The sequence below is a fragment of the Rhodococcus sp. PBTS 1 genome, assembly GCF_001620025.1.
Taxonomy (GTDB): Bacteria; Actinomycetota; Actinomycetes; order Mycobacteriales; family Mycobacteriaceae; genus Rhodococcoides; species Rhodococcoides kroppenstedtii.
In genome coordinates this window covers 3,838,355-3,856,166 of record NZ_CP015219.1, presented here as the reverse complement: position 1 = coordinate 3,856,166, position 17,812 = coordinate 3,838,355, and the positions used below count along the sequence as shown (strand labels likewise).

Annotated in this window: 17 protein-coding genes and 1 tRNA gene; 9 read left to right on the top strand and 9 right to left on the bottom strand. The window is 68.5% G+C overall.

Features of this window, described 5'->3' with window-relative positions; genetic code table 11:
- The first annotated feature begins 20 nt into the window (after positions 1–20).
- Positions 21–476, top strand: coding sequence for a GtrA family protein (locus A3Q40_RS17765; protein ID WP_082833994.1), 456 nt, complete (start codon positions 21–23; stop codon positions 474–476).
- A 52-nt stretch (positions 477–528) separates the two neighbouring features.
- Here the strand turns inward: A3Q40_RS17765 and A3Q40_RS17760 are convergent, their stop codons facing one another.
- Both A3Q40_RS17760 and rfbA read right to left on the bottom strand, forming a co-directional pair.
- A complete protein-coding gene (locus A3Q40_RS17760; RefSeq protein WP_068104225.1) occupies positions 529–1,086 on the bottom strand; it encodes a dTDP-4-dehydrorhamnose 3,5-epimerase family protein in 558 nt (185 codons plus the stop codon).
- Entirely contained in the window at positions 1,083–1,955 is an 873-nt protein-coding gene (gene rfbA / locus A3Q40_RS17755; protein WP_068104223.1) for a glucose-1-phosphate thymidylyltransferase RfbA, read from the bottom strand. The genes A3Q40_RS17760 and rfbA overlap by 4 nt, the downstream gene beginning before the upstream one ends.
- A gap of 56 nt (positions 1,956–2,011) precedes the next feature.
- Here rfbA and rfbB point away from each other — a divergent pair, with 56 nt between their 5' ends.
- From rfbB to A3Q40_RS17730, 5 genes are all read left to right on the top strand, one after another.
- Positions 2,012–3,031: a dTDP-glucose 4,6-dehydratase gene (rfbB, locus tag A3Q40_RS17750; RefSeq protein WP_068104221.1), complete on the top strand. Its 1,020-nt coding sequence runs from the start codon at positions 2,012–2,014 to the stop codon at positions 3,029–3,031.
- A gap of 82 nt (positions 3,032–3,113) precedes the next feature.
- Complete coding sequence (locus A3Q40_RS17745) at positions 3,114–4,208, top strand: glycosyltransferase family 2 protein (protein ID WP_235606351.1); 1,095 nt, start codon at positions 3,114–3,116, stop codon at positions 4,206–4,208.
- Positions 4,209–4,219: 11 nt separating this feature from the next.
- Positions 4,220–4,636 carry a GtrA family protein gene (locus tag A3Q40_RS17740; RefSeq protein ID WP_068104219.1) on the top strand — a complete coding sequence of 139 codons (417 nt, stop codon included), beginning with the start codon at positions 4,220–4,222 and terminating at the stop codon, positions 4,634–4,636.
- Positions 4,633–6,909 carry a hypothetical protein gene (locus A3Q40_RS17735; RefSeq protein ID WP_082833993.1) on the top strand — a complete coding sequence of 759 codons (2,277 nt, stop codon included), beginning with the start codon at positions 4,633–4,635 and terminating at the stop codon, positions 6,907–6,909. The genes A3Q40_RS17740 and A3Q40_RS17735 overlap by 4 nt, the downstream gene beginning before the upstream one ends.
- Positions 6,910–6,992: 83 nt before the next feature.
- Complete coding sequence (locus A3Q40_RS17730) at positions 6,993–8,861, top strand: glycosyltransferase (protein WP_068106564.1); 1,869 nt, start codon at positions 6,993–6,995, stop codon at positions 8,859–8,861.
- On the opposite strand, the gene A3Q40_RS17725 is transcribed toward A3Q40_RS17730, so the two are convergent.
- From A3Q40_RS17725 to A3Q40_RS17705, 5 genes are all read right to left on the bottom strand, one after another.
- Positions 8,848–9,663: a class I SAM-dependent methyltransferase gene (locus A3Q40_RS17725; RefSeq protein ID WP_068106561.1), complete on the bottom strand. Its 816-nt coding sequence runs from the start codon at positions 9,661–9,663 to the stop codon at positions 8,848–8,850. The genes A3Q40_RS17730 and A3Q40_RS17725 overlap by 14 nt on opposite strands.
- Before the next feature lie 75 nt (positions 9,664–9,738).
- Positions 9,739–10,626, bottom strand: a complete 888-nt coding sequence (gene glfT1, locus A3Q40_RS17720) for a galactofuranosyltransferase GlfT1 (protein ID WP_068104217.1) — start codon at positions 10,624–10,626, stop codon at positions 9,739–9,741.
- Complete coding sequence (wzt, locus tag A3Q40_RS17715) at positions 10,619–11,482, bottom strand: galactan export ABC transporter ATP-binding subunit Wzt/RfbE (protein WP_068104215.1); 864 nt, start codon at positions 11,480–11,482, stop codon at positions 10,619–10,621. Before wzt ends, glfT1 begins: the two co-directional genes overlap by 8 nt.
- A gap of 15 nt (positions 11,483–11,497) precedes the next feature.
- Positions 11,498–12,358: a galactan export ABC transporter permease subunit Wzm/RfbD gene (gene wzm / locus A3Q40_RS17710; RefSeq protein WP_068104213.1), complete on the bottom strand. Its 861-nt coding sequence runs from the start codon at positions 12,356–12,358 to the stop codon at positions 11,498–11,500.
- Positions 12,359–12,376: 18 nt separating this feature from the next.
- Positions 12,377–12,985, bottom strand: coding sequence for a bacterial proteasome activator family protein (locus A3Q40_RS17705; RefSeq protein ID WP_068104211.1), 609 nt, complete (start codon positions 12,983–12,985; stop codon positions 12,377–12,379).
- Between the two features lie 92 nt (positions 12,986–13,077).
- Between A3Q40_RS17705 and A3Q40_RS17700 the strand changes: the two genes are divergently transcribed.
- Positions 13,078–14,277, top strand: coding sequence for a cysteine desulfurase-like protein (locus tag A3Q40_RS17700; RefSeq protein ID WP_068106558.1), 1,200 nt, complete (start codon positions 13,078–13,080; stop codon positions 14,275–14,277).
- Positions 14,278–14,299: 22 nt separating this feature from the next.
- Here the strand turns inward: A3Q40_RS17700 and A3Q40_RS17695 are convergent, their stop codons facing one another.
- Entirely contained in the window at positions 14,300–15,289 is a 990-nt protein-coding gene (locus A3Q40_RS17695) for an NAD(P)H-quinone oxidoreductase (protein WP_068104209.1), read from the bottom strand.
- Positions 15,290–15,323: 34 nt separating this feature from the next.
- A complete protein-coding gene (gene mgrA, locus A3Q40_RS17690) occupies positions 15,324–16,355 on the bottom strand; it encodes an L-glyceraldehyde 3-phosphate reductase (protein WP_157889671.1) in 1,032 nt (343 codons plus the stop codon).
- Positions 16,356–16,436: 81 nt separating this feature from the next.
- Here mgrA and A3Q40_RS17685 point away from each other — a divergent pair, with 81 nt between their 5' ends.
- Both A3Q40_RS17685 and A3Q40_RS17680 read left to right on the top strand, forming a co-directional pair.
- Positions 16,437–17,612 (top strand): alpha-hydroxy-acid oxidizing protein, encoded by a 1,176-nt coding sequence (locus A3Q40_RS17685; protein ID WP_068104204.1) that lies wholly within the window; start codon positions 16,437–16,439, stop codon positions 17,610–17,612.
- Between the two features lie 60 nt (positions 17,613–17,672).
- Positions 17,673–17,762 (top strand) — tRNA-Ser (locus A3Q40_RS17680).
- Positions 17,763–17,812 lie beyond the last annotated feature (50 nt).

Sequence of the window (17,812 nt, the reverse complement as noted above, 5' to 3'; positions counted from 1 at the left end):
CGGGGGTTACGCTCGCACGCGTGTCGGACCAGCCCCATGCACCGCTCCCGGTCGAACTCCCGCTGACGGAGAACACGGCCGACGCCGCTCCGGATCTGCGCACGCAGATCGTGCGCTTCCTCGTCACCGGCGTGCTGTCGGCGATCGTCGACTTCTCCATCACCATCGCCCTGCAGTACGGCCTGGACGTGCAGCTTTCGCTGGCCAAGGCCGTCGGGTTCGTCGTCGGGACCACGGTCGCGTACCTCATCAACCGGCGGTGGACGTTCGCCGCCGCGCCGAGTCGGAAGCGCTTCGTCGCCGTCGTCCTGCTCTACCTCGCGACCTTCGGCGTGCAGAACGTGCTGTACACGCTGTTCGGCCATCTCTGGCCGGAGACGGTGGTTTACAGCGCAGTGGCCTTCGTCATCGCGCAGGGGACGGCCACCGTCATCAACTTCGTCGTGCAGCGGACGGTCATCTTCCGCGTGTCCTGACGCGCCCGTGCGCCTTGTGCACATCCAGGGATGTGCGAAAGGCGCACGAGGGCTACGCCCACTCCGAGAACGGCGGAGCGGCGGCGTCCTTGTCGGAGAGTTGGTAGGTCAGCGTCGTGCCGTCGCGGCCGTGGGTGGGCCAGTCGATGGCGAGGTCGGGGTCGAGTGGGTGGATGTCGCGGTCGAGGTGGGGGCTGTATTCGAGGCTGCACAGGTACATCACCGTGGAACGGTCCTCGAGGGAGAGGATGGCGTGCCCGAGGCCGGCGGGCAGGTACACCGCGCGGCGGTCGACGTCGTCGATGAGCACCGAGTCCCAGGTGCCGTAGGCGGGGGAGTCGGGGCGCAGGTCGACCACGACGTCGAGGAACGCGCCGGTGACGGCGGTGACGTACTTCGCCTGCCCGGGCGGGGCGATCGTGGTGTGGATGCCGCGCAGCACCCCGGCGGCGGAGACCGAGCAGTTGGCCTGCACCAGGTCCACCGGGTGCCCGACGGCCTCGGTGAACGCGGACGATTTGTACCACTCGAAGAACACGCCGCGGTCGTCGCCGAACTGGCGGGGGGTGATCTCGAACGCCCCCGGCACCCGCAGTTCTCGGATGTTCATCGGTGGCCTCGCTCGAGCAGGTTCAGCAGGTAGGTGCCGTAGCCGGATTTGACCAGGCCTTCCGCGCGGGTGCGTAGGTCGTCGTCGGTGAGGAAGCCGCGTCGCCACGCGACTTCCTCGGGGGCGCCGATCTTCAGGCCCTGCCGGTGTTCGATGGTGCGTACGTAGTTCGACGCCTCGAGCAGCGATTCGAAGGTGCCGGTGTCGAGCCAGGCGGTGCCGCGGGGCAGCACCTCCACCTGCAGGCGGCCCGCGTCGAGGTAGTGGCGGTTGACGTCGGTGATCTCGTACTCCCCTCGCGGGGACGGGGTCAGTCCGCGGGCGATGTCGACGACGTCGTTGTCGTAGAAGTACAACCCCGGCACCGCGAAGGTCGACTTCGGGGCGGCGGGCTTCTCCTCGAGGGAGATCGCCCGGCCGTGATCGTCGAACTCGATGACGCCGTAGGCGGAGGGGTCGGCGACCTCGTAGGCGAACACCGCGCCACCGTCGAGGTTCTCGAAGCGCGAGAGCTGCGAGCCCAGGCCGGGGCCGTAGAAGATGTTGTCGCCGAGCACCAGGGCAGCGGCGTCGGTGCCGATGTGGTCGGCGCCGAGGACGAACGCCTGGGCGAGGCCGTTCGGTTCGTGCTGCACGGTATAGGTCAGGGAGATGCCGAACTGGGAGCCGTCGCCGAGGAGGCGCGCGAACTGGTCGGCGTCCTGCGGGGTGGTGATGATCAGGATGTCGCGGATTCCGGCGAGCATCAGCGTCGTCAGCGGGTAGTAGATCATCGGTTTGTCGTAGACCGGCACCAACTGCTTGCTGATCCCCTGCGTGATCGGGTGCAACCGCGATCCCGTACCCCCCGCCAAGATGATTCCTCGCACGGGGAGCGAGTCTCTCAGACTGCGGCACGAACCGCCCGCCACGTACTCTTCCGCGCATGAGGATGCTCGTCACCGGGGGTGCCGGATTCATCGGCGCGAACTTCGTCCACCTGACCCTGCGCACCCGCCCCGACGTCGACATCACCGTCCTCGACGCCCTCACCTACGCCGGCACCCGCGCCTCCCTCGACCCCGTCGCCGACCGCATCACCTTCGTCGAAGGCGACATCTGCGACGCCGACCTCGTCGACCGCCTCGTCGCCGAGACCGACCTCGTCGTCCACTTCGCCGCCGAATCGCACAACGACAACTCCCTCGCCGACCCCTGGCCGTTCGTGCGCACCAACGTCGTCGGCACCACCACCCTCCTCCAGGCCGTCCGCACCCACGACGTGCGCTACCACCACATCTCCACCGACGAGGTCTACGGCGACCTCGAACTCGACGACCCGGCCCGCTTCACCGAGGACACCCCCTACAACCCCTCGAGCCCCTACTCCTCCACCAAGGCCTCCTCGGACCTGCTCGTGCGCGCCTGGGCCCGCTCCTTCGGCCTCCGCGCCACCATCTCCAACTGCTCCAACAACTACGGCCCCTACCAACACGTCGAGAAGTTCATCCCCCGCCAGATCACCAACGTCCTCACCGGCGTACGCCCCCGCCTCTACGGCACCGGCGCCAACGTCCGCGACTGGATCCACGTCGACGACCACAACGACGCCGTCTGGACCATCGTCGAACGCGGCGAACTCGGCCGCACCTACCTCATCGGCGCCGACGGCGAAGCGAACAACCGCACCGTCGTCGAAACCATCCTCGAACTCTGCGGCAAACAACCCGACGACTTCGACTTCGTCACCGACCGCCCCGGCCACGACCTGCGCTACGCCATCGACTCCACCCGCCTGCGCACCGAACTCGGCTGGAGACCCACCTACTCCGACTTCCGCGCCGGACTCACCGCCACCATCGACTGGTACCGCACCAACGAGCACTGGTGGCGACCGCAGAAGGACGTCACCGAAGCCGCCTACGCCGGGACGGAGCGGGTCACCGGGGCGGCCTCGACACGCTGATCGACCCGGGGATCGTGCCGAGCGGTATGAGTAGACTTCACGGCCGACGCCCGGTACGGCGCGTGGAGACGACGATGGGGGAGTGGTGCTGCTCAGCGTCGTCGTTCCGTGTCACAACGAGGAGAGCGTTCTGGACGCTCTGGTGGACGCCGTTCTCTCGATAGAACCGAACCTGCCGGTGGATCCGGACGGCAGGGCAACCGTTCTCGAATTGGTCTTGGTCGACGACGGAAGCCGCGACGGCACCAAGGCCGTCATGCGCGATCGCAACGAGCGCGACGAGCGAGTGCGGTACGTGTCCTTCAGCCGGAACTTCGGCAAGGAGTCGGCCATGCTGGCCGGGTTGAGCTACGCCCGAGGCGACGCCGTGGTCATCATGGATGCCGACCTTCAGCATCCTCCGCACCTCATCGAGGACATGGTGCGCCTCCACCGCGAGGGATACGACCAGGTGGTCGCCCGCCGCACGCGAGACGGAGATTCGCGCGGACGAACCGCCCTGTCGCGGATGTACTACCGGGTCGTCAACCGCGTGGTCGACGTGTCCATCGAGGACGGCGCGGGGGACTTCCGGCTGCTGAGCCGGAGGGCTGTCGACGCACTTCTTCAGATGGGCGAGTACAACCGGTTCTCGAAGGGTCTGTTTTCCTGGATCGGTTTCCCGGTGGCCACCGTCGACTACCGCAACGAACCGCGGCAGGGCGGTGGGGAGAGCAAGTGGACGTTGCGACGTCTGCTGAATTACGGACTCGACGGCGTGATGTCGTTCAACAACGCCCCACTGCGGCTGGCGATCTACCTCGGTGCCGCCGCGATGATCGTGGGTTTCGCCTACGTGGTGTTCCTGATCGCCGCGGCAGTCGTCGCCGGGGTCACGGTGCCCGGGTACGTCACGCTGGTGGCGGCCATCATCGGATTCGGCGGATTGCAGTTGTTGTTCCTGGGCGTCATCGGGGAGTACGTGGGGCGCATCTACTACGAAGTGAAGCAACGGCCCCACTACCTGGTCGCGGAGACCGAGCCCGGCATGCCCGCCGGGTCGCGAGCCGATCGACGGGTCGAGCGGTCCTCCGACGGATCGACCGGGCGTTTCCGCCCGTCGCATGCGGTTCCTGCTGTCGAGTCGACCCCGAACGGGCCCGCTCGGCGAGCCCCCCGTCGCGACGAGGACGCCTGACAACGAATCGTATGCCTACACACGTCCTTCGGTTCGCGCTCGTCGGTGTCCTCAACACCGGCGTGTACTACGGCCTCTACCTGCTGTTTCGACTGGCCGTCCCGTACTGGATGGCACACCTGCTGGCCATCGCCTGCGCCATGGTGTTCTCCTTCTTCCTCAACTGCCTTTACACCTTCCGCACGCGCCCCACCTGGCGAAAGTTCGCCCTGTGGCCGCTCACCAATGCCACCAACTACGTGATGACGACGGTCGGAGTGATCGTCCTCGTCAGCGGTCTCGGAATGGACGAGCGTGTCGCTCCGCTGGTCGCCGCGGCTGCCGCGATTCCCGTGACGTTTCTGCTCTCCCGGCGCCTGCTCGTCGGTCGGAGCGCGCCGGTGCCCCGGACCGCGCCGACGGGCTCGACCGGGTCGGCTGACCGATGACCGCGTCGACCGAAACCACCGCGGCGATGGCGGCAGTGGACGACGCCGCCGTCGGCGACCCGCGTCCCGGACGCCGGTGGGACGTGCTGGTCGGAGTACTGGCCGCCGTCACCGTCGTCGGCCTCGCGACTCTGGCACAGTGGCGCGGCACTCTGTTCTTCTACGTCGGCGACATGTACGAGCAGTTCGCACCGCTCTGGCACGTCTTCGGATCGCAGTTGCGTAGTGGGCAGTGGGTCGCGATGGACCCAGCTGCGTGGATGGGCGGCAACTACGCGGCAGAGGCGCTCAACGGCATCTGGAACCCGGTCAATCTCGCCAACTTCGTCCTCGTCTCCTACTTCGACAACCTCTCGCTGGCCGCCTTCGTGGTCGCCACCGAGATGCTGGCGATCCTGGCGATCGGTGTCTACCTCCTTGCCCGCACCTACGGTGCGCACCGAGGACCGTCGTTCCTGATCGCCGTGGCGATCCCTGTCTCCGGATTGACCCTGTGGTACGAGGCCGCCGGGTGGCCGGCCGGACTCGCCGCCTTCACGTGGTTCGTCCACTTCTGGTGGTCGGCTCGGCGATTCGCCCTCGGTCGTCTCCCCATGATCGTTCCGTTCGCCTTCGGTTTCCTCGCCATGACCGCAGGCAACCCCTACGCCCCGCTGGGTCTGGTGGTGGTTCTGGCCGCGCTGGGAATCGAACTGATCCTGCGTCGCGACGTGGGCCGTCTTCTCCTGCTCACCCTGATGGGGGCGTGTGTGGGCGCGGTGGCACTGATGGTGTTCCTGCCCCTGCTCGGGGCGAGCGAGGTGACCACCCGGCAGAGCTTGGCCGCGATTGCGAACGACACATTCCTCGTGCCGGATCTCGGCGATCTCGCAGCCGGAAGTTCGCCGACGTATCTCCCGTCGATCGCGAATTGGAAGGGCCCGCTCGACAGCGTGCCGTCGACCTACCTCGCCTGGTTCGTCCTGCCGCTGCTTCCGTGGTTGCGATGGAGCGACCGGCGAGCGATCTCGGGTGGTGTCGGGCTGGCAGTCGTCGGGGCGTTCTACCTGATCGCGACTCTGGCGCCGTCCAATCTCTGGCTCTTCCGGTGGCCGTTCCGACTGGTCGAGTACCTGTACCTGGTCTCGGCACTCGGCTTCGCTGTGCTGCTCAGTCGTGGGCTTGCACCTGTCACGCGGCGGCGCGTGGGAGCGACTGTCGGCATCGTGGCGTTCGGTGCCTACTCCGCCTGGGCTGTTCGCCCCGACCTCGGGCTCGAACACCTCGTGGGCCTGACCGTCGTCGGGGCGGGTGTCGCTGCCGCCGTCGTCGCCGGGCGTCGAGCGGGGATTGTCGCGCTCGTCGCCGTCGCCGTCGTCGTGACCGGTGTGGTGTCGATGGTTCAGTTCTCGGCGTTCCCTTCGGTCGCGCAGCCCATCACGTCCGACGACGAATTTCGGCCCGCTCCGCTACCGGACGGTGGGTCGCCGGTGTTCTCGGTCGCCGACATGAGGCGGGGCGCCATCGAGTATCGAGGGGTGGTGCTGCAACTCGCGGATCGGCTGTCGGTGACGACCGAGGACACGCGTGAGGGGCGTTTGTTGTTCGGCAACCTGGCCAGAGTCGCTGATCTCGGCGCCGTGACCAGTTACACCGGTATGGGATTCGATGCATTCGCCGATGAGTTGTGCATGGATTATCGGGGCGCGGTCTGTGGCGACGCAGTGGAGCGGATCTTCGCACCGGCATCCGCGGACATCGACGCACCTCTCGTCGATGTGATGGGGGTGTCCACACTGGTGATCCAACGGACCTTGGCGCCGCGGGTCAGCGACGGACCGCCACCGATCGGATGGCGAGTGGCCGCGGCGGATGTTGCTCGCGTCGTCTGGGTGCGCGACAGCCCGATCGCGGCCTCCGCGGGACCGGTCACCTGGTCGTCCGCGGGGATCGACGCCGAAACCCGCGCCGATTCACCGATGACCGAGACGGTCGACGTGAACGCCGACCGCGCGGGAACGGTCGTGTTCTCTCGGCTGGCATGGCCGGGATATACCGCGACCGTCGACGGCCGGCCGGTGGAGGTGGCGGAGGGACCGGCCGGGCTGCTGGAGGTCGAGGTGCCGGCGGGCGACGGACTGCTCCGGGTCGAGTACACGCCCCCGGGATTGGCGTTCGGTCGTGCGGCCGCCCTTGCGGCCACCGTGATCGTCGTTCTGGCATCGGTCGCGACGTCCCTGATGGGTCGCCGCCGCCGCTCCGTCGCGAATGCGGGCCTCGCAGGCCCACATTGATAGCCTGACTCCGTTCGACGATCGATTGTCCGCTTCTCGCCGGGCAATGCCAAGAGAATGCGACGCGGAGGGTGATTTCCATCATGAACAGCGACGCCGTCGTTCCGACGACATTCGGAACGATGGTGGCACAGCGGGTCTTGTTCGACGGGCCGTCACCGCTGGTCAGCGCAGACATGTACGCCGGAATCACCAAGGGATCCGCCGAGCGTTCACGCGCAGCGGTCACTGTGGCCAAACGCAGCGTCGTCTCCACGAACAGCTATTTCGGCCGATTTCCGGCCAGTTATTGGCAGCGCTGGACCACCGTCACCGAGGTGACGTTCGACGCCCGTGTCGACGGTCGGGCTCGGCTCGACGTGGTCGCCACCGACTACAAGGGCCGTGAGCGGATCATGGCCAGTCGCGCCGTGACCGACTCGGACGACCGCGTGAGCATCACCGTTCCCACGACGCAGTTCCTGGACGGGGGCGCGCTGTTCGTCCGCATGATGACCTCGTCCGGCGACTTCGTTCTCGACGATGCGACCTGGCGGGTGGCGGCACCGGAACGCATGCGTCCCACCTCGGTGGTGGTGTGCACGTTCAATCGCGCGGACGATTGCGCTGCGACCGTGGCCGCGCTGGCGGACGATCCCCTGGCGCTGCGCGACGTCGATCACGTCTACGTCGTCGATCAGGGCACGGACCGGGTCGAGACCCGCGCGCTATTTCAACGTGTCGCAGGCGATCTGGGTGAGAAGCTGGTCTACATCACGCAGCCGAACCTGGGCGGCGCGGGCGGTTTCACCCGCGGCCTGTACGAGGTTCAGGGCAAGGGGGGAGACCCCGCCAACGTTGTGTTCATGGACGACGACGTGTTGTGCGAGCCGGAGGCGTTCGTCCGGATGAACGCCTTCGCCAACAAGACGGTGGAGCCTGCCATCGTCGGCGCGCAGATGCTCTATCTCCTGCACCCGGACCGCGTGCACGTGGGTGCCGAGGTCGCGAATCTGCAGCGTCTCGAAGCCGGACTGCACGTCAAGGACGCCTTTGCCGACAAGAGCGTCCTGAAGAAGAAGCAGCAGGAAGTGCGGGTGGACGCGGGGTACAACGGGTGGTGGTCCTGCCTCATCCCGTCGGAGATCGTGGCCGAGGTCGGCTATCCGCTCCCCCTGTTCTTCCAGTGGGACGACATCGAGTACGGCTACCGCTCTCGCGCACACGGTTTCGCGACGGTCACGCTGCCCGGCGCGGCGGTCTGGCATGCCGACTTCGCCTGGAAGGACTGGGACGAGTGGCATCGCTACTTCAACCTCCGGAACGGCATGATCACCGCCGCCCTGCACACCGAGCTGGACGGCGTCGCCCTGGCCAAGCAGTTGCGACGAGACCTGCTGCGGTACCTCGTCTCGATGCAGTACGGCATGGCCTACACCCTGATCAAGTCCGTCGAGGACTTCCTCGGCGGTCCTGCGCTGCTGAAGGACGGCGGCATGGGAGCCGCCGCTGCCATCAGGCGTGAGCGCGCTCGCTACGGAGAGACCAAGCGGCACAACGCGAACGACGTTCCCGGTGTCCGTCCCGCGGACATGGTGATCACGCCGGCCGGGCCGCACCCGAAACCCAGCATGGAGTGGGCGGTCCTCGCCAAGCGGATCGTCCAGCAGCTTCGCGGCCGCGTCCATCCGGGCCCCGTCGCCATCTCGGCCGACGACGCCCACTGGTGGCACGTCTCGCTCTTCGCGCACGCGGTGGTCACCGACCGGTCGCAGGAGGGTGTGCGTGTGAGGGTGCGCGACCGTGACCGAGCGCTGAAGTTGCTGCAGCGTGGGCGCACCGCGCTGGCACGCCTCCGCAAGGAGACACCGTCGGTGACGCAGTCCTACCGAGCAGCGCGGACGGATCTGACCACCCGCGAGAACTGGGCCCGCCTCTACGGACTCGACGCCCGCGAGGTCACGCGAGCCTGACGGCCACCTGTTCACCGTTCGAGGTGTAGGCGAGGTATTCGAACTCGACGCCTGTCCGCTCGACGAACTCGGTCCACGCCCGGTACTCGTGCGCCTGCCAACCGGGGAAGTTGAAGAACTCGTCGAACACGATCACCGTGCCCGGTCGGAGACGGGACTCGAGTCGGCGCAGGACGAAGTCGGCCGAGGAGTAGAGGTCGGCGTCGATGTGGACGAACGCCACGGGCCCGCGGTTCTTCGACAGGAACGGGCCGAGCGTCTCCTGGAACAGGCCCCGGACCAGGTGCGCCCCGGGAACCTCCGGCAGCGTGTCCTGCGCGAAGGTGCCGGCCTCGAAGCCGGTTCGCCACGTGTCCGGAAGGCCCTCGAACGTGTCGAAGCCCGCCACGACGCCCACGTTGGCGCCCTCGGCCCACTGCTCGGCGATGACGTTCAGCGTCGTTCCGGTGGCGACGCCGAATTCGAGCGCCATGCCGTCGATCGACACGGCGTCGACGGCGTGACGCAGGGTGGCGGTGGGATGCGTGAAGGACGGGACCTTCGGTAGGTGCTGCTCGACGAAGTCCGCGCTCGACGCGGCCGCCTCGACGTCGGAGGCGAACGGCAGGTCCCGTCGCATCCGGAACTCGAGGGTGGACACCGACTCCTGCAGCTCGGCGATCGTGCGGGCCTGACCCACCAGCAGATCGAGCAATTCCCGGTGCCGACGTTCGGCGTCCTCGGTGGTCTCCGCGACCACCTCGTGCACGGCCCGCACCACCTTCGCGCGCGCCGACGACCGGATGCGCCGACCCCACCTCATCGCGGCCACCGCAGTCGTGTCATGGACACATACCGTAGTGGACCGCCCGGCCGACCACGCGTCCGGTTCGTCGGGTCAGGGACGGCGGAAATGCTCGGTGCGACCGAGGGCGCGAAGGCGGCGCCACTCCCGGAGTCCGGCGATGTCGCGGGTGGTGACCAGGAAGTACCACCCGAAACGAATCCATTCCTGCGGCAACAGCTTTCGCATTCCGGGCTGCGCCAGGACGTACCCGCGGTTGCGGTAGGTGAAATACCGCTTCACGGCGTCGTCGGGGTACTGGGTGTGCATGCGGCCGCGCAGAATCGGCTTGAACTCGTCGCTGCCGTTCGGGTGCAGGTAAGCCGTCTGCAGGCACGTCCCGAAGCGCAGCCCCGAGCGCGTGAGTCGACGGTGCACCTCGACCTCGTCGCCGCGCACGAACAGGCGCAGATCGGGCACGCCGACGGCCTCGATCGCCGCGGCCGTGAACAACGCTCCGTTGAACAACGACGCATACGACGGCAGAAAGTCGTCTGTTCCCAACTCCGACCGCCAGCGCCGCCACGCCGTGCCCCGGCGCAGCGGAAAGGCGAGACGGTCGGGCTCGTCGATGTCGCAGACCACCGGCGAAACCTCGTCGAGCGCGTGGGTCTCGGCGCAGCGCAGCAGTGTGGCGAGCACGTCGGGACCCTCGGGTCGTCCGTCGTCGTCGGCCAACCAGACCCGGTCCGCGCCGAGCGAGAGCGCGTACAGAATTCCCAGGGCGAAACCGCCGGCGCCGCCGAGGTTGTGCTTGCTGCCGAGGTAGGTCGTCGCCGTCGGTTGGGCGTCGACCAGCGTCCGGACGTCGTCCTCGCACGCGTTGTCGACGACGATCAGATGGTCGAGCGGCCGCGATTGCGCGGTGAGGACGGCGAGGGACCCCGCCAACTGTGCCCGACGACGATGCGTGACGACGACGCCGACGATCGTCTCAGGCACCGCGCTCCCCGTCGCTCGCGGTGCCGTCGCGCTCGCTGTCGCTCGCGGTGCCGTCGCGCTCGCTGTCGCTCGCGGCGAGTTCGCGCAAAATGTGCGCAACGTGGTCACCTGCGTCGTCACCCTCGTAGGCGCGGACGACGTCCTCGATACCGCCCTGCTGCCGCACCTGACCGTGGTCGATCCACATCGCGGTGTCGCAGAGCTGGGCGAGGAACTCGTTGGAGTGGGAGGCGAAGACGAGGATGCCGGAGCGCTTGACCAGCTCCTGCAGCCGCGTGCGGGCCTTCTTCATGAACTCGGCGTCGACCGCGCCGATGCCCTCGTCGAGCAGGAGAATCTCGGGGTCGATGCTGGTCACCACGCCCATCGCGATGCGCACGCGCATCCCGGTGGAGTAGGTGCGCAGCGGCATGTCCAGGTAGTCGCCCAGCTCCGTGAACTCGGCGATCTCGTCGATCTTCGACGCCATCTGCTTCCGGGTCTGTCCCAGGAACAGCCCACGGATGATGATGTTCTCGTAGCCCGAGATCTCGGGGTCCATCCCGACGCCGAGGTCGAACACCGGCGCTACCCGGCCACGAACGACGGCGCTGCCGCGCGTGGGTTCGTAGATTCCGGCGAGCAGCCGCAGGAGGGTCGACTTGCCGGCACCGTTGTGGCCGACGAGTCCCACGCGATCGCCCTCGCGCAGGGACAGGGTGATGTCGCGCAGCGCCTCGACGACGACGACGTCGCTGGCGTTGCGGCCGATCGTCCCGCCGGCCTTGCCCAGGAACGCCTTCTTCAGCGAGCGGGTCTTGGCGTCGAAGATGGGAAAGTCCACGCACGCGGAATGCGTGTCGATGCTGACGGTCATGGTCGCGGTCTCCGATCAGACCCAGTAGGGCACGCGGGCGCGGAAGGTGCGCATGGCGACCATGGTGAGAGCGATGCCGACTGCGGTGCAGCCCAGCACGATGTACCAGTGATACGCCTGCTGGTCCTCGCCGATCAACGGCGCGCGCAGGATGTCGAGGTAGTGGAAGAGCGGGTTGATCTCGACCAGGCGGGCGCGTTGCGCCGCTTCGCCGCCCATGGTCTGCAGGTTGGCGGTGGTCCACACGATGGGCGTCATGAAGAACAGCAGCGTGACCAGGCTGCCCAGGATCGGCGCCAGGTCGCGGTACCGGGTGGCGACGATGCCGAACAGCAGCGCCACCCACACCATGTTCACGACGATGAGGAAGAACGCCGGAATGGCCGTGACGATGGTCCAGTGCAGTTCCGGCCGGAACACGGCCAGCATGATGAGGTAGATCAGCAGGTTGTGCCCGAGCAGGAGGACCTGGCGCCAGACCAGGCGGTAGACGTGCACGCTCAGCGCCGAGGGCAGCTGTTTGATCAGCCCCTCGTTGGCGATGAAGACGTCCGCACCCTCGAGGATCGACGCGCTGATGAGGTTCCAGATGATGAGGCCGACGGTGACGTGCGGCAGGAACGAGCGCAGGTCGATGTCGAGGAGCACCGAGTAGAGCAGGCCCATGGCGACGGCCTGGACGCCCGTGGCGATGGTGATCCAGAACGGGCCGATGACGGACCGGCGGTAGCGCTGCTTGATGTCCTGCCAGCCGAGGCTGAGCCACAGCTCACGCTGGGCGTAGCCCTCCCGCAGGTCACGAACCGCCCGGCGATAGGTCTGGGAGTCCGACGCGGGTTCGCCGCCGGTGTCCGAGTCGATCGCTGGTGCTACCACGACGGACGAGAGTACCCGTCAGAGATATTGACCGGTTCCCTGGTTGTGCTGGGCCGGACCGCTGCCGCCGATGGCGACGCCGGGCGGGAGTGCCCCCTGACGCATCTGCTCGAGCTGGGCCCGAGCGGCCATCTGCTGGGCGAAGAGCGCCGTTTGGATGCCGTGGAACAGCCCCTCCAGCCAGCCGACGAGCTGCGCCTGCGCGATCCGCAGTTCCGCGTCCGACGGCACCGCGTCCTCCCCGAACGGGAGCGCCAGCCGCTCGAGCTCGTCCCGCAGTTCCGGCGCGAGGCCCTGCTCGAGCTCGCGGATGGACGAGGTGTGTATCTCTTTGAGGCGGGTCCGGCTGGCGTCGTCGAGCGGAGCGGCGCGCACCTCCTCGAGCAGCTGCTTGATCATGGTGCCGATGCGCATGACCTTGGCCGGCTGCTCGACCATGTCGGCCAGCGACTCGCTGTCGTCGTCGTCGGACGAGTCGGCTCCCGTGACGTTCGCCCGGGCCGCCGCAGCCGCGGCTTCGCGGGGGCTGAGGGCGATCGGCTGCCCGTCCGGGCCGATGACGACGACGTGGTCGGACCCGTCACCGTCGGTGGAAGCGGAGGATTCCGAACCGGGGGGTGTGGTCATGACTCCATCTTGACCCGGGTCGCCGACAGAACAGAAGGCGGCCGACCCTCCGACCCACCGAGGAGTCGCCGACGACGCCTAGAGTGTTCGGCATGACCTACGACGTCGCCCGCGTACGAGGGCTCTTTCCCTCGCTCGGCGACGGCTGGATACATCTCGATCCGCAGCTGGGTGCGCAGATTCCGGACCGCGTCGCGACGGCGGTGTCGACGACGTTCCGGAATTCGGCCACGTCCCACTCCTCTCGGTATCCCGCAGCGCGTCGCAGCACGCAGGTGGTGGAGGAGGCCCGGCAGGCCGTCGCAGATCTGGTCGGAGGCTCACCCGAGGGGGTGGTGCTGGGCCCGGATCACTCGGTGCTCCTCGCGTGGCTCGCCGAGGCGCTGAGTACTCGGCTGGGTCTCGGCACCGGCATCGTCCTCTCCCGGCTGGACGACGAAGCGAACGTCGCGCCGTGGCTCCGCATCGCCAACCGGTACGGCGCGCAGGTCCAGTGGGCCGAGGTCGACATCGAGACGTGCGAGCTGCCGACGTGGCAGTTCGACGAGCTGGTGGCGGCCAACACGCGGTTGGTGGCCGTGACGGCGGCGTCGTCGCTCGTCGGGTCGGCGCCCGACGTGCGCGTGGCCGCGGACCTGGTGCACGACGTCGGCGGGCTGATGGTCGTCGACGCGTCCGGTGCGGCGCCCTACGCGGTGCTCGACATCGAGGACCTCAAGGCCGACGTGGTCGCCGTGAACGCGGCGGCGTGGGGCGGCCCGCGGGTCGGCGCGCTGATGTTCCGCGATCCCGGCCTGCTCGATCGGCTGCCGTCCATCGCGCTGGACCAGCAGGCCACCGGCCCCGCGCGGCTCGAACTCGGCGGACTGCACTACTCGCTGCTCGCCGGGGCCACCGCATCCATCGACTGCCTCGCGTCGCTCGACGAGGGGGCGCGGGGAACGCGCCGGCAGAAGCTGGAGATGTCCATCGGATCGCTCCAGGACTACCACGATTCCCTGTTCGCCTACCTCCTGGACCGGCTCGACCGACCGCATCTCATGACGATCGGGACGGCGGCGAGCCGGGTGCCGTGCGTCAGCATCAGCGTCGACGGGGTGGAATCGGACAAGGTGGCGGCCCGCCTGGCCGACCACCGCATCGACGTGGTCTCCGGTGTCCACGGCGGCAGCCGCCTGCTCGAAGCGCTGGGTGTCGCCGACGCCGGGGGAGCGATCACGGTCGGCCTCGCTCCGTACACCACCCGGCACGAGATCGACCAGCTCGCGTCGGTATTGGACTCGATGGCCTGACAGGTCTGCCGACCCGGACGGGTCACCGGACCCGCAGGATCACCTTGCCGACGGTGGAGTGCTCGTCGAGCAGCCGGTGTGCGCGGGGTGCCTCGGCGATCGGAACCTCCTCGTACACAACGGGAGTGACGGATCCGTCCGTGATCATCGGCCACACCCGCTCACGCACCTGGCGCACGATCTCGGCCTTGCCACCCGGCCCCGTCACGGGACGGGCGCGCAAGCCCGCGCAGTGCACGCTGCCGCGACGAGCCATCAACGCGGCGAAGTCGAACTCCGCCTTCCGGCCGCCCTGCATGCCGATCGTGACGAGGCGTCCGTCCATCGCGAGGGCGGACACGTTGCGGGACAGGTACTTCGCGCCCATGTTGTCGAGTATCACGTCGGCGCCGTGGCCGTCGGTGGCCTCGCGAAGTGCTTCGACGAAGTCCTGCTCCTTGTAGTCGATCAGGATGTCGGCGCCGAAGGACCGGCACGTCTCGAGTTTCTCGGCCGAGCCCGCGGTCACCGCAACGCGAGCGCCCAGGGCTTTCGCGACCTGGATCGCGTGCGTGCCGATTCCGCTTCCGCCGCCGTGGATCAGCAGCGTGTCTCCCGCGCCGAGCCCGCCGTACATGACGACGTTCGACCACACCGTGCAGGCCACCTCCGGCAGCGACGCCGCGACCACGAGGTCGACACCGGCCGGAACCGGAAGGACCTGCTCCGCGGGGACGACGACGCGCTCCGCGTAACCACCGCCGGCGAGGAGGGCGCACACCTCCTCGCCCACCTGCAGTCCCGTCACGCCGTCACCGAGCGCCTCGATCACCCCGGAGCACTCGAGGCCGAGGACCTCGGAGGCCCCCGGTGGCGGCGGGTAATTGCCCTGGCGCTGTTGCAGATCCGCCCGGTTGACCCCGGCGGCGGTGACGGTGATGGCCACCTCGCCCGCTCCGGGCGAGGGATCGGCCGCCTCGGCCCAGACCATGACGTCGGGGTCGCCGTACTCGGTCAGCGTGATCGCATGCATGGTTCTCAGGGTAGGCCCGCCGGCTGATCCGGGGTCAGATCCGCGTGGAGTCCGCCCAGATGTCGACGCCGGCGTCCGGGGCGTGCGCGTCGATACGGGACAGTTCGTCGTCGTCGAAATCGAGGCGCTGGAGTGCCGCGACGTTGTCCTCGAGTTGGTCGACCGACGACGCGCCCAGCAGTACCGTCGTCACCCTCCGGTCGCGCAGCGCCCACGCGATCGCCATCTGCGCGAGGCTCTGACCGCGGGACGACGCGATGTCGTTCAGCGCGTTCAGGTTTTCCCGGATCTCGTCGGTGAGCCAGTCCGGGTTCAACGACTTGCCCTGCGCCGCACGGGAATCCTCGGGGACGCCGTCGAGGTACTTGTCGGTCAACATGCCCTGCGCCAACGGCGAGAAGGCGATGACCCCGACGCCCAGCTCGTCCACGGTCGGCAGCAGGTCCGACTCGATCCACCGGTTCACCATGGAGTAGCTGGGCTGATGGATCAGCAACGGCACACCTGCGTCGGACAGCAGCGACGCCATCTGCCGGGTGCGGGCGGCCGAGTAGGAGCTGATGCCGGCATAGCGCGCCTTGCCCTGCTGCACCGCACTGATCAGCGCGCCCGCGGTCTCCTCGACGGGTGTCTCACGGTCCGCGCGGTGGCTGTAGAAGATGTCGACGCAGTCCAGTCCCATGCGCTCCAGGGAACGGTCGAGCGAGGAGAGCAGGTACTTCCGGGATCCGCCGAAACCGTAGGGGCCCGGCCACATGTCCCACCCGGCCTTGGTCGAGATCACCAGCTCGTCGCGGTAGGGCCCGAAGTCCTCCTTCAGGATTCGCCCGAAGTTGATCTCCGCGCTGCCGGCCGGGGGACCGTAGTTGTTGGCCAGGTCGAAGTGGGTGATGCCCAGGTCGAAGGCCCGTCGCAGCACCGCGCGCTGCGTCGCCAGTGGCTTGTCGTCGCCGAAGTTGTGCCACAGTCCGAGGGAGATGGCAGGGAGCTTCAGACCCGACGCGCCGGTGCGGCGGTAGGGCATGTGGTCGTAACGGTCGGCGGCAGCGACGTAGGGATCGGGCATGCCCGCCATCCTGCCGGACCGGGCGCGCTGCGCGGCGAGAAACGGGTGCGGCGGGCGCGCCCGAGCGGTTAGCGTCGACGGGTGAGTGCATTCGGCAACTTCCAGAACGAGATCTACCTGACGGGCCTCGGCGGAACCGCGCCGGACCTCCCCACCACCGCCGCCGGACTCGAGGCCCGTGCTCGCGAGACCCTGTCGGCCGCCGCGTTCGCGTACATCGCCGGGAGCGCGTCCACCGAGCGCACGGCCGCCAACAACGTCGAGGCGTTCGGCCGGCACCGCATCGTGCCGCGCATGTGGCGCGGGGCGAGCGCGCCCGACGCCCGCGACCTCTCCGTCGACCTGTTCGGACTGCGTCTCGACGCGCCGATTCTCACGGCACCGATCGGGGTGCTCGGCATGGTGCATCCCGACGCCGAACCCGTCGTCGGCTCGGTGGCCAGCGCGCTCGGCATCGGCTCCGTGCTGTCGACGGCGTCGTCCACCCCCATCGAGGACGTCGCGGCCGTGTCCGGGGAGAACTGGTGGTATCAGCTCTACTGGCCCGCCGACGAGGGCGTCGCCGAATCGCTCGTCCGCCGCGCCACCGCAGCCGGCGCCAAGGCGATCGTGGTCACCGCCGACACCCCCGGAATGGGTTGGCGCCCCCGTGATCTCGACCTCGGCCACCTGCCGTTCCTGAAGGCGCAGGGCATCGCCAACTACCTGTCCGATCCGGTGTTCCGGTCGCGTCTCGCCGCACCGCCCGAGTCGAGCGACGAGGCCCTGCAGATCGCGGTGCTCACCTGGGTGGGGATGTTCGGCAACCACACCCTTCGCCCTGCCGACATCGCGCGCGTGAAGGAGTGGACCCACCTGCCCGTCCTGGTCAAGGGCATCCTGCATCCCGACGACGCACGAGCCGTCGTCGACGCCGGAGCGGACGGCGTCGTCGTGTCCAATCACGGTGGGCGGCAGGTGGACAACGCCATCGCGGCCGTCGACGCGCTCGGCCCCGTCGCCGACGCGGTGGGCGGCTCGTCCACGGTGTTGCTCGACTCCGGAATCCGGTCCGGCTCCGACATTCTCGTCGCCCTCGCGCTGGGTGCCGACGCGGTGCTCTACGGCCGGCCGTGGGTCTACGGCCTGGGGCTCGCCGGCCGTGACGGCGTCCAGCACGCCCTGCGCTGCATCCTCGCCGACCTCGACATCACCATGGGCCTCGCCGGCCTGACCTCCCTCGCCGAGGTCGACCGCAGCATCCTCGCGGGTGGGTGAGGCAGGGGCACCCGCGGGCACTAGTATTTCGAGGTGTTCGACTATCTGGGTGGTCGACCGGGAAGCGTGGCAGAGCGGCCTAATGCACTCGCCTTGAAAGCGAGAGACGTGTAACAGCGTCCGGGGGTTCAAATCCCTCCGCTTCCGCCACCGCACCTGCGCAGCTTGCAGCCACCTGCGCCGGTTGCACCCTGTGAGGG

Excerpts from the sequence above, each read along its gene's own strand:
- A3Q40_RS17735 (WP_082833993.1), top strand. The coding sequence starts at position 4,633 with ATGACCGCGTCGACCGAAACCACCGCGGCGATGGCGGCAGTGGACGAC.
- A3Q40_RS17730 (WP_068106564.1), top strand. The coding sequence starts at position 6,993 with ATGAACAGCGACGCCGTCGTTCCGACGACATTCGGAACGATGGTGGCA.
- wzt (WP_068104215.1), bottom strand. The coding sequence starts at position 11,482 with ATGACCGTCAGCATCGACACGCATTCCGCGTGCGTGGACTTTCCCATC.
- A3Q40_RS17740 (WP_068104219.1), top strand. The coding sequence starts at position 4,220 with ATGCCTACACACGTCCTTCGGTTCGCGCTCGTCGGTGTCCTCAACACC.
- A3Q40_RS17705 (WP_068104211.1), bottom strand. The coding sequence starts at position 12,985 with ATGACCACACCCCCCGGTTCGGAATCCTCCGCTTCCACCGACGGTGAC.
- A3Q40_RS17725 (WP_068106561.1), bottom strand. The coding sequence starts at position 9,663 with ATGAGGTGGGGTCGGCGCATCCGGTCGTCGGCGCGCGCGAAGGTGGTG.
- rfbB (WP_068104221.1), top strand. The coding sequence starts at position 2,012 with ATGAGGATGCTCGTCACCGGGGGTGCCGGATTCATCGGCGCGAACTTC.
- A3Q40_RS17760 (WP_068104225.1), bottom strand. The coding sequence starts at position 1,086 with ATGAACATCCGAGAACTGCGGGTGCCGGGGGCGTTCGAGATCACCCCC.
- A3Q40_RS17695 (WP_068104209.1), bottom strand. The coding sequence starts at position 15,289 with ATGCATGCGATCACGCTGACCGAGTACGGCGACCCCGACGTCATGGTC.
- A3Q40_RS17700 (WP_068106558.1), top strand. The coding sequence starts at position 13,078 with ATGACCTACGACGTCGCCCGCGTACGAGGGCTCTTTCCCTCGCTCGGC.
- mgrA (WP_157889671.1), bottom strand. The coding sequence starts at position 16,355 with ATGCCCGATCCCTACGTCGCTGCCGCCGACCGTTACGACCACATGCCC.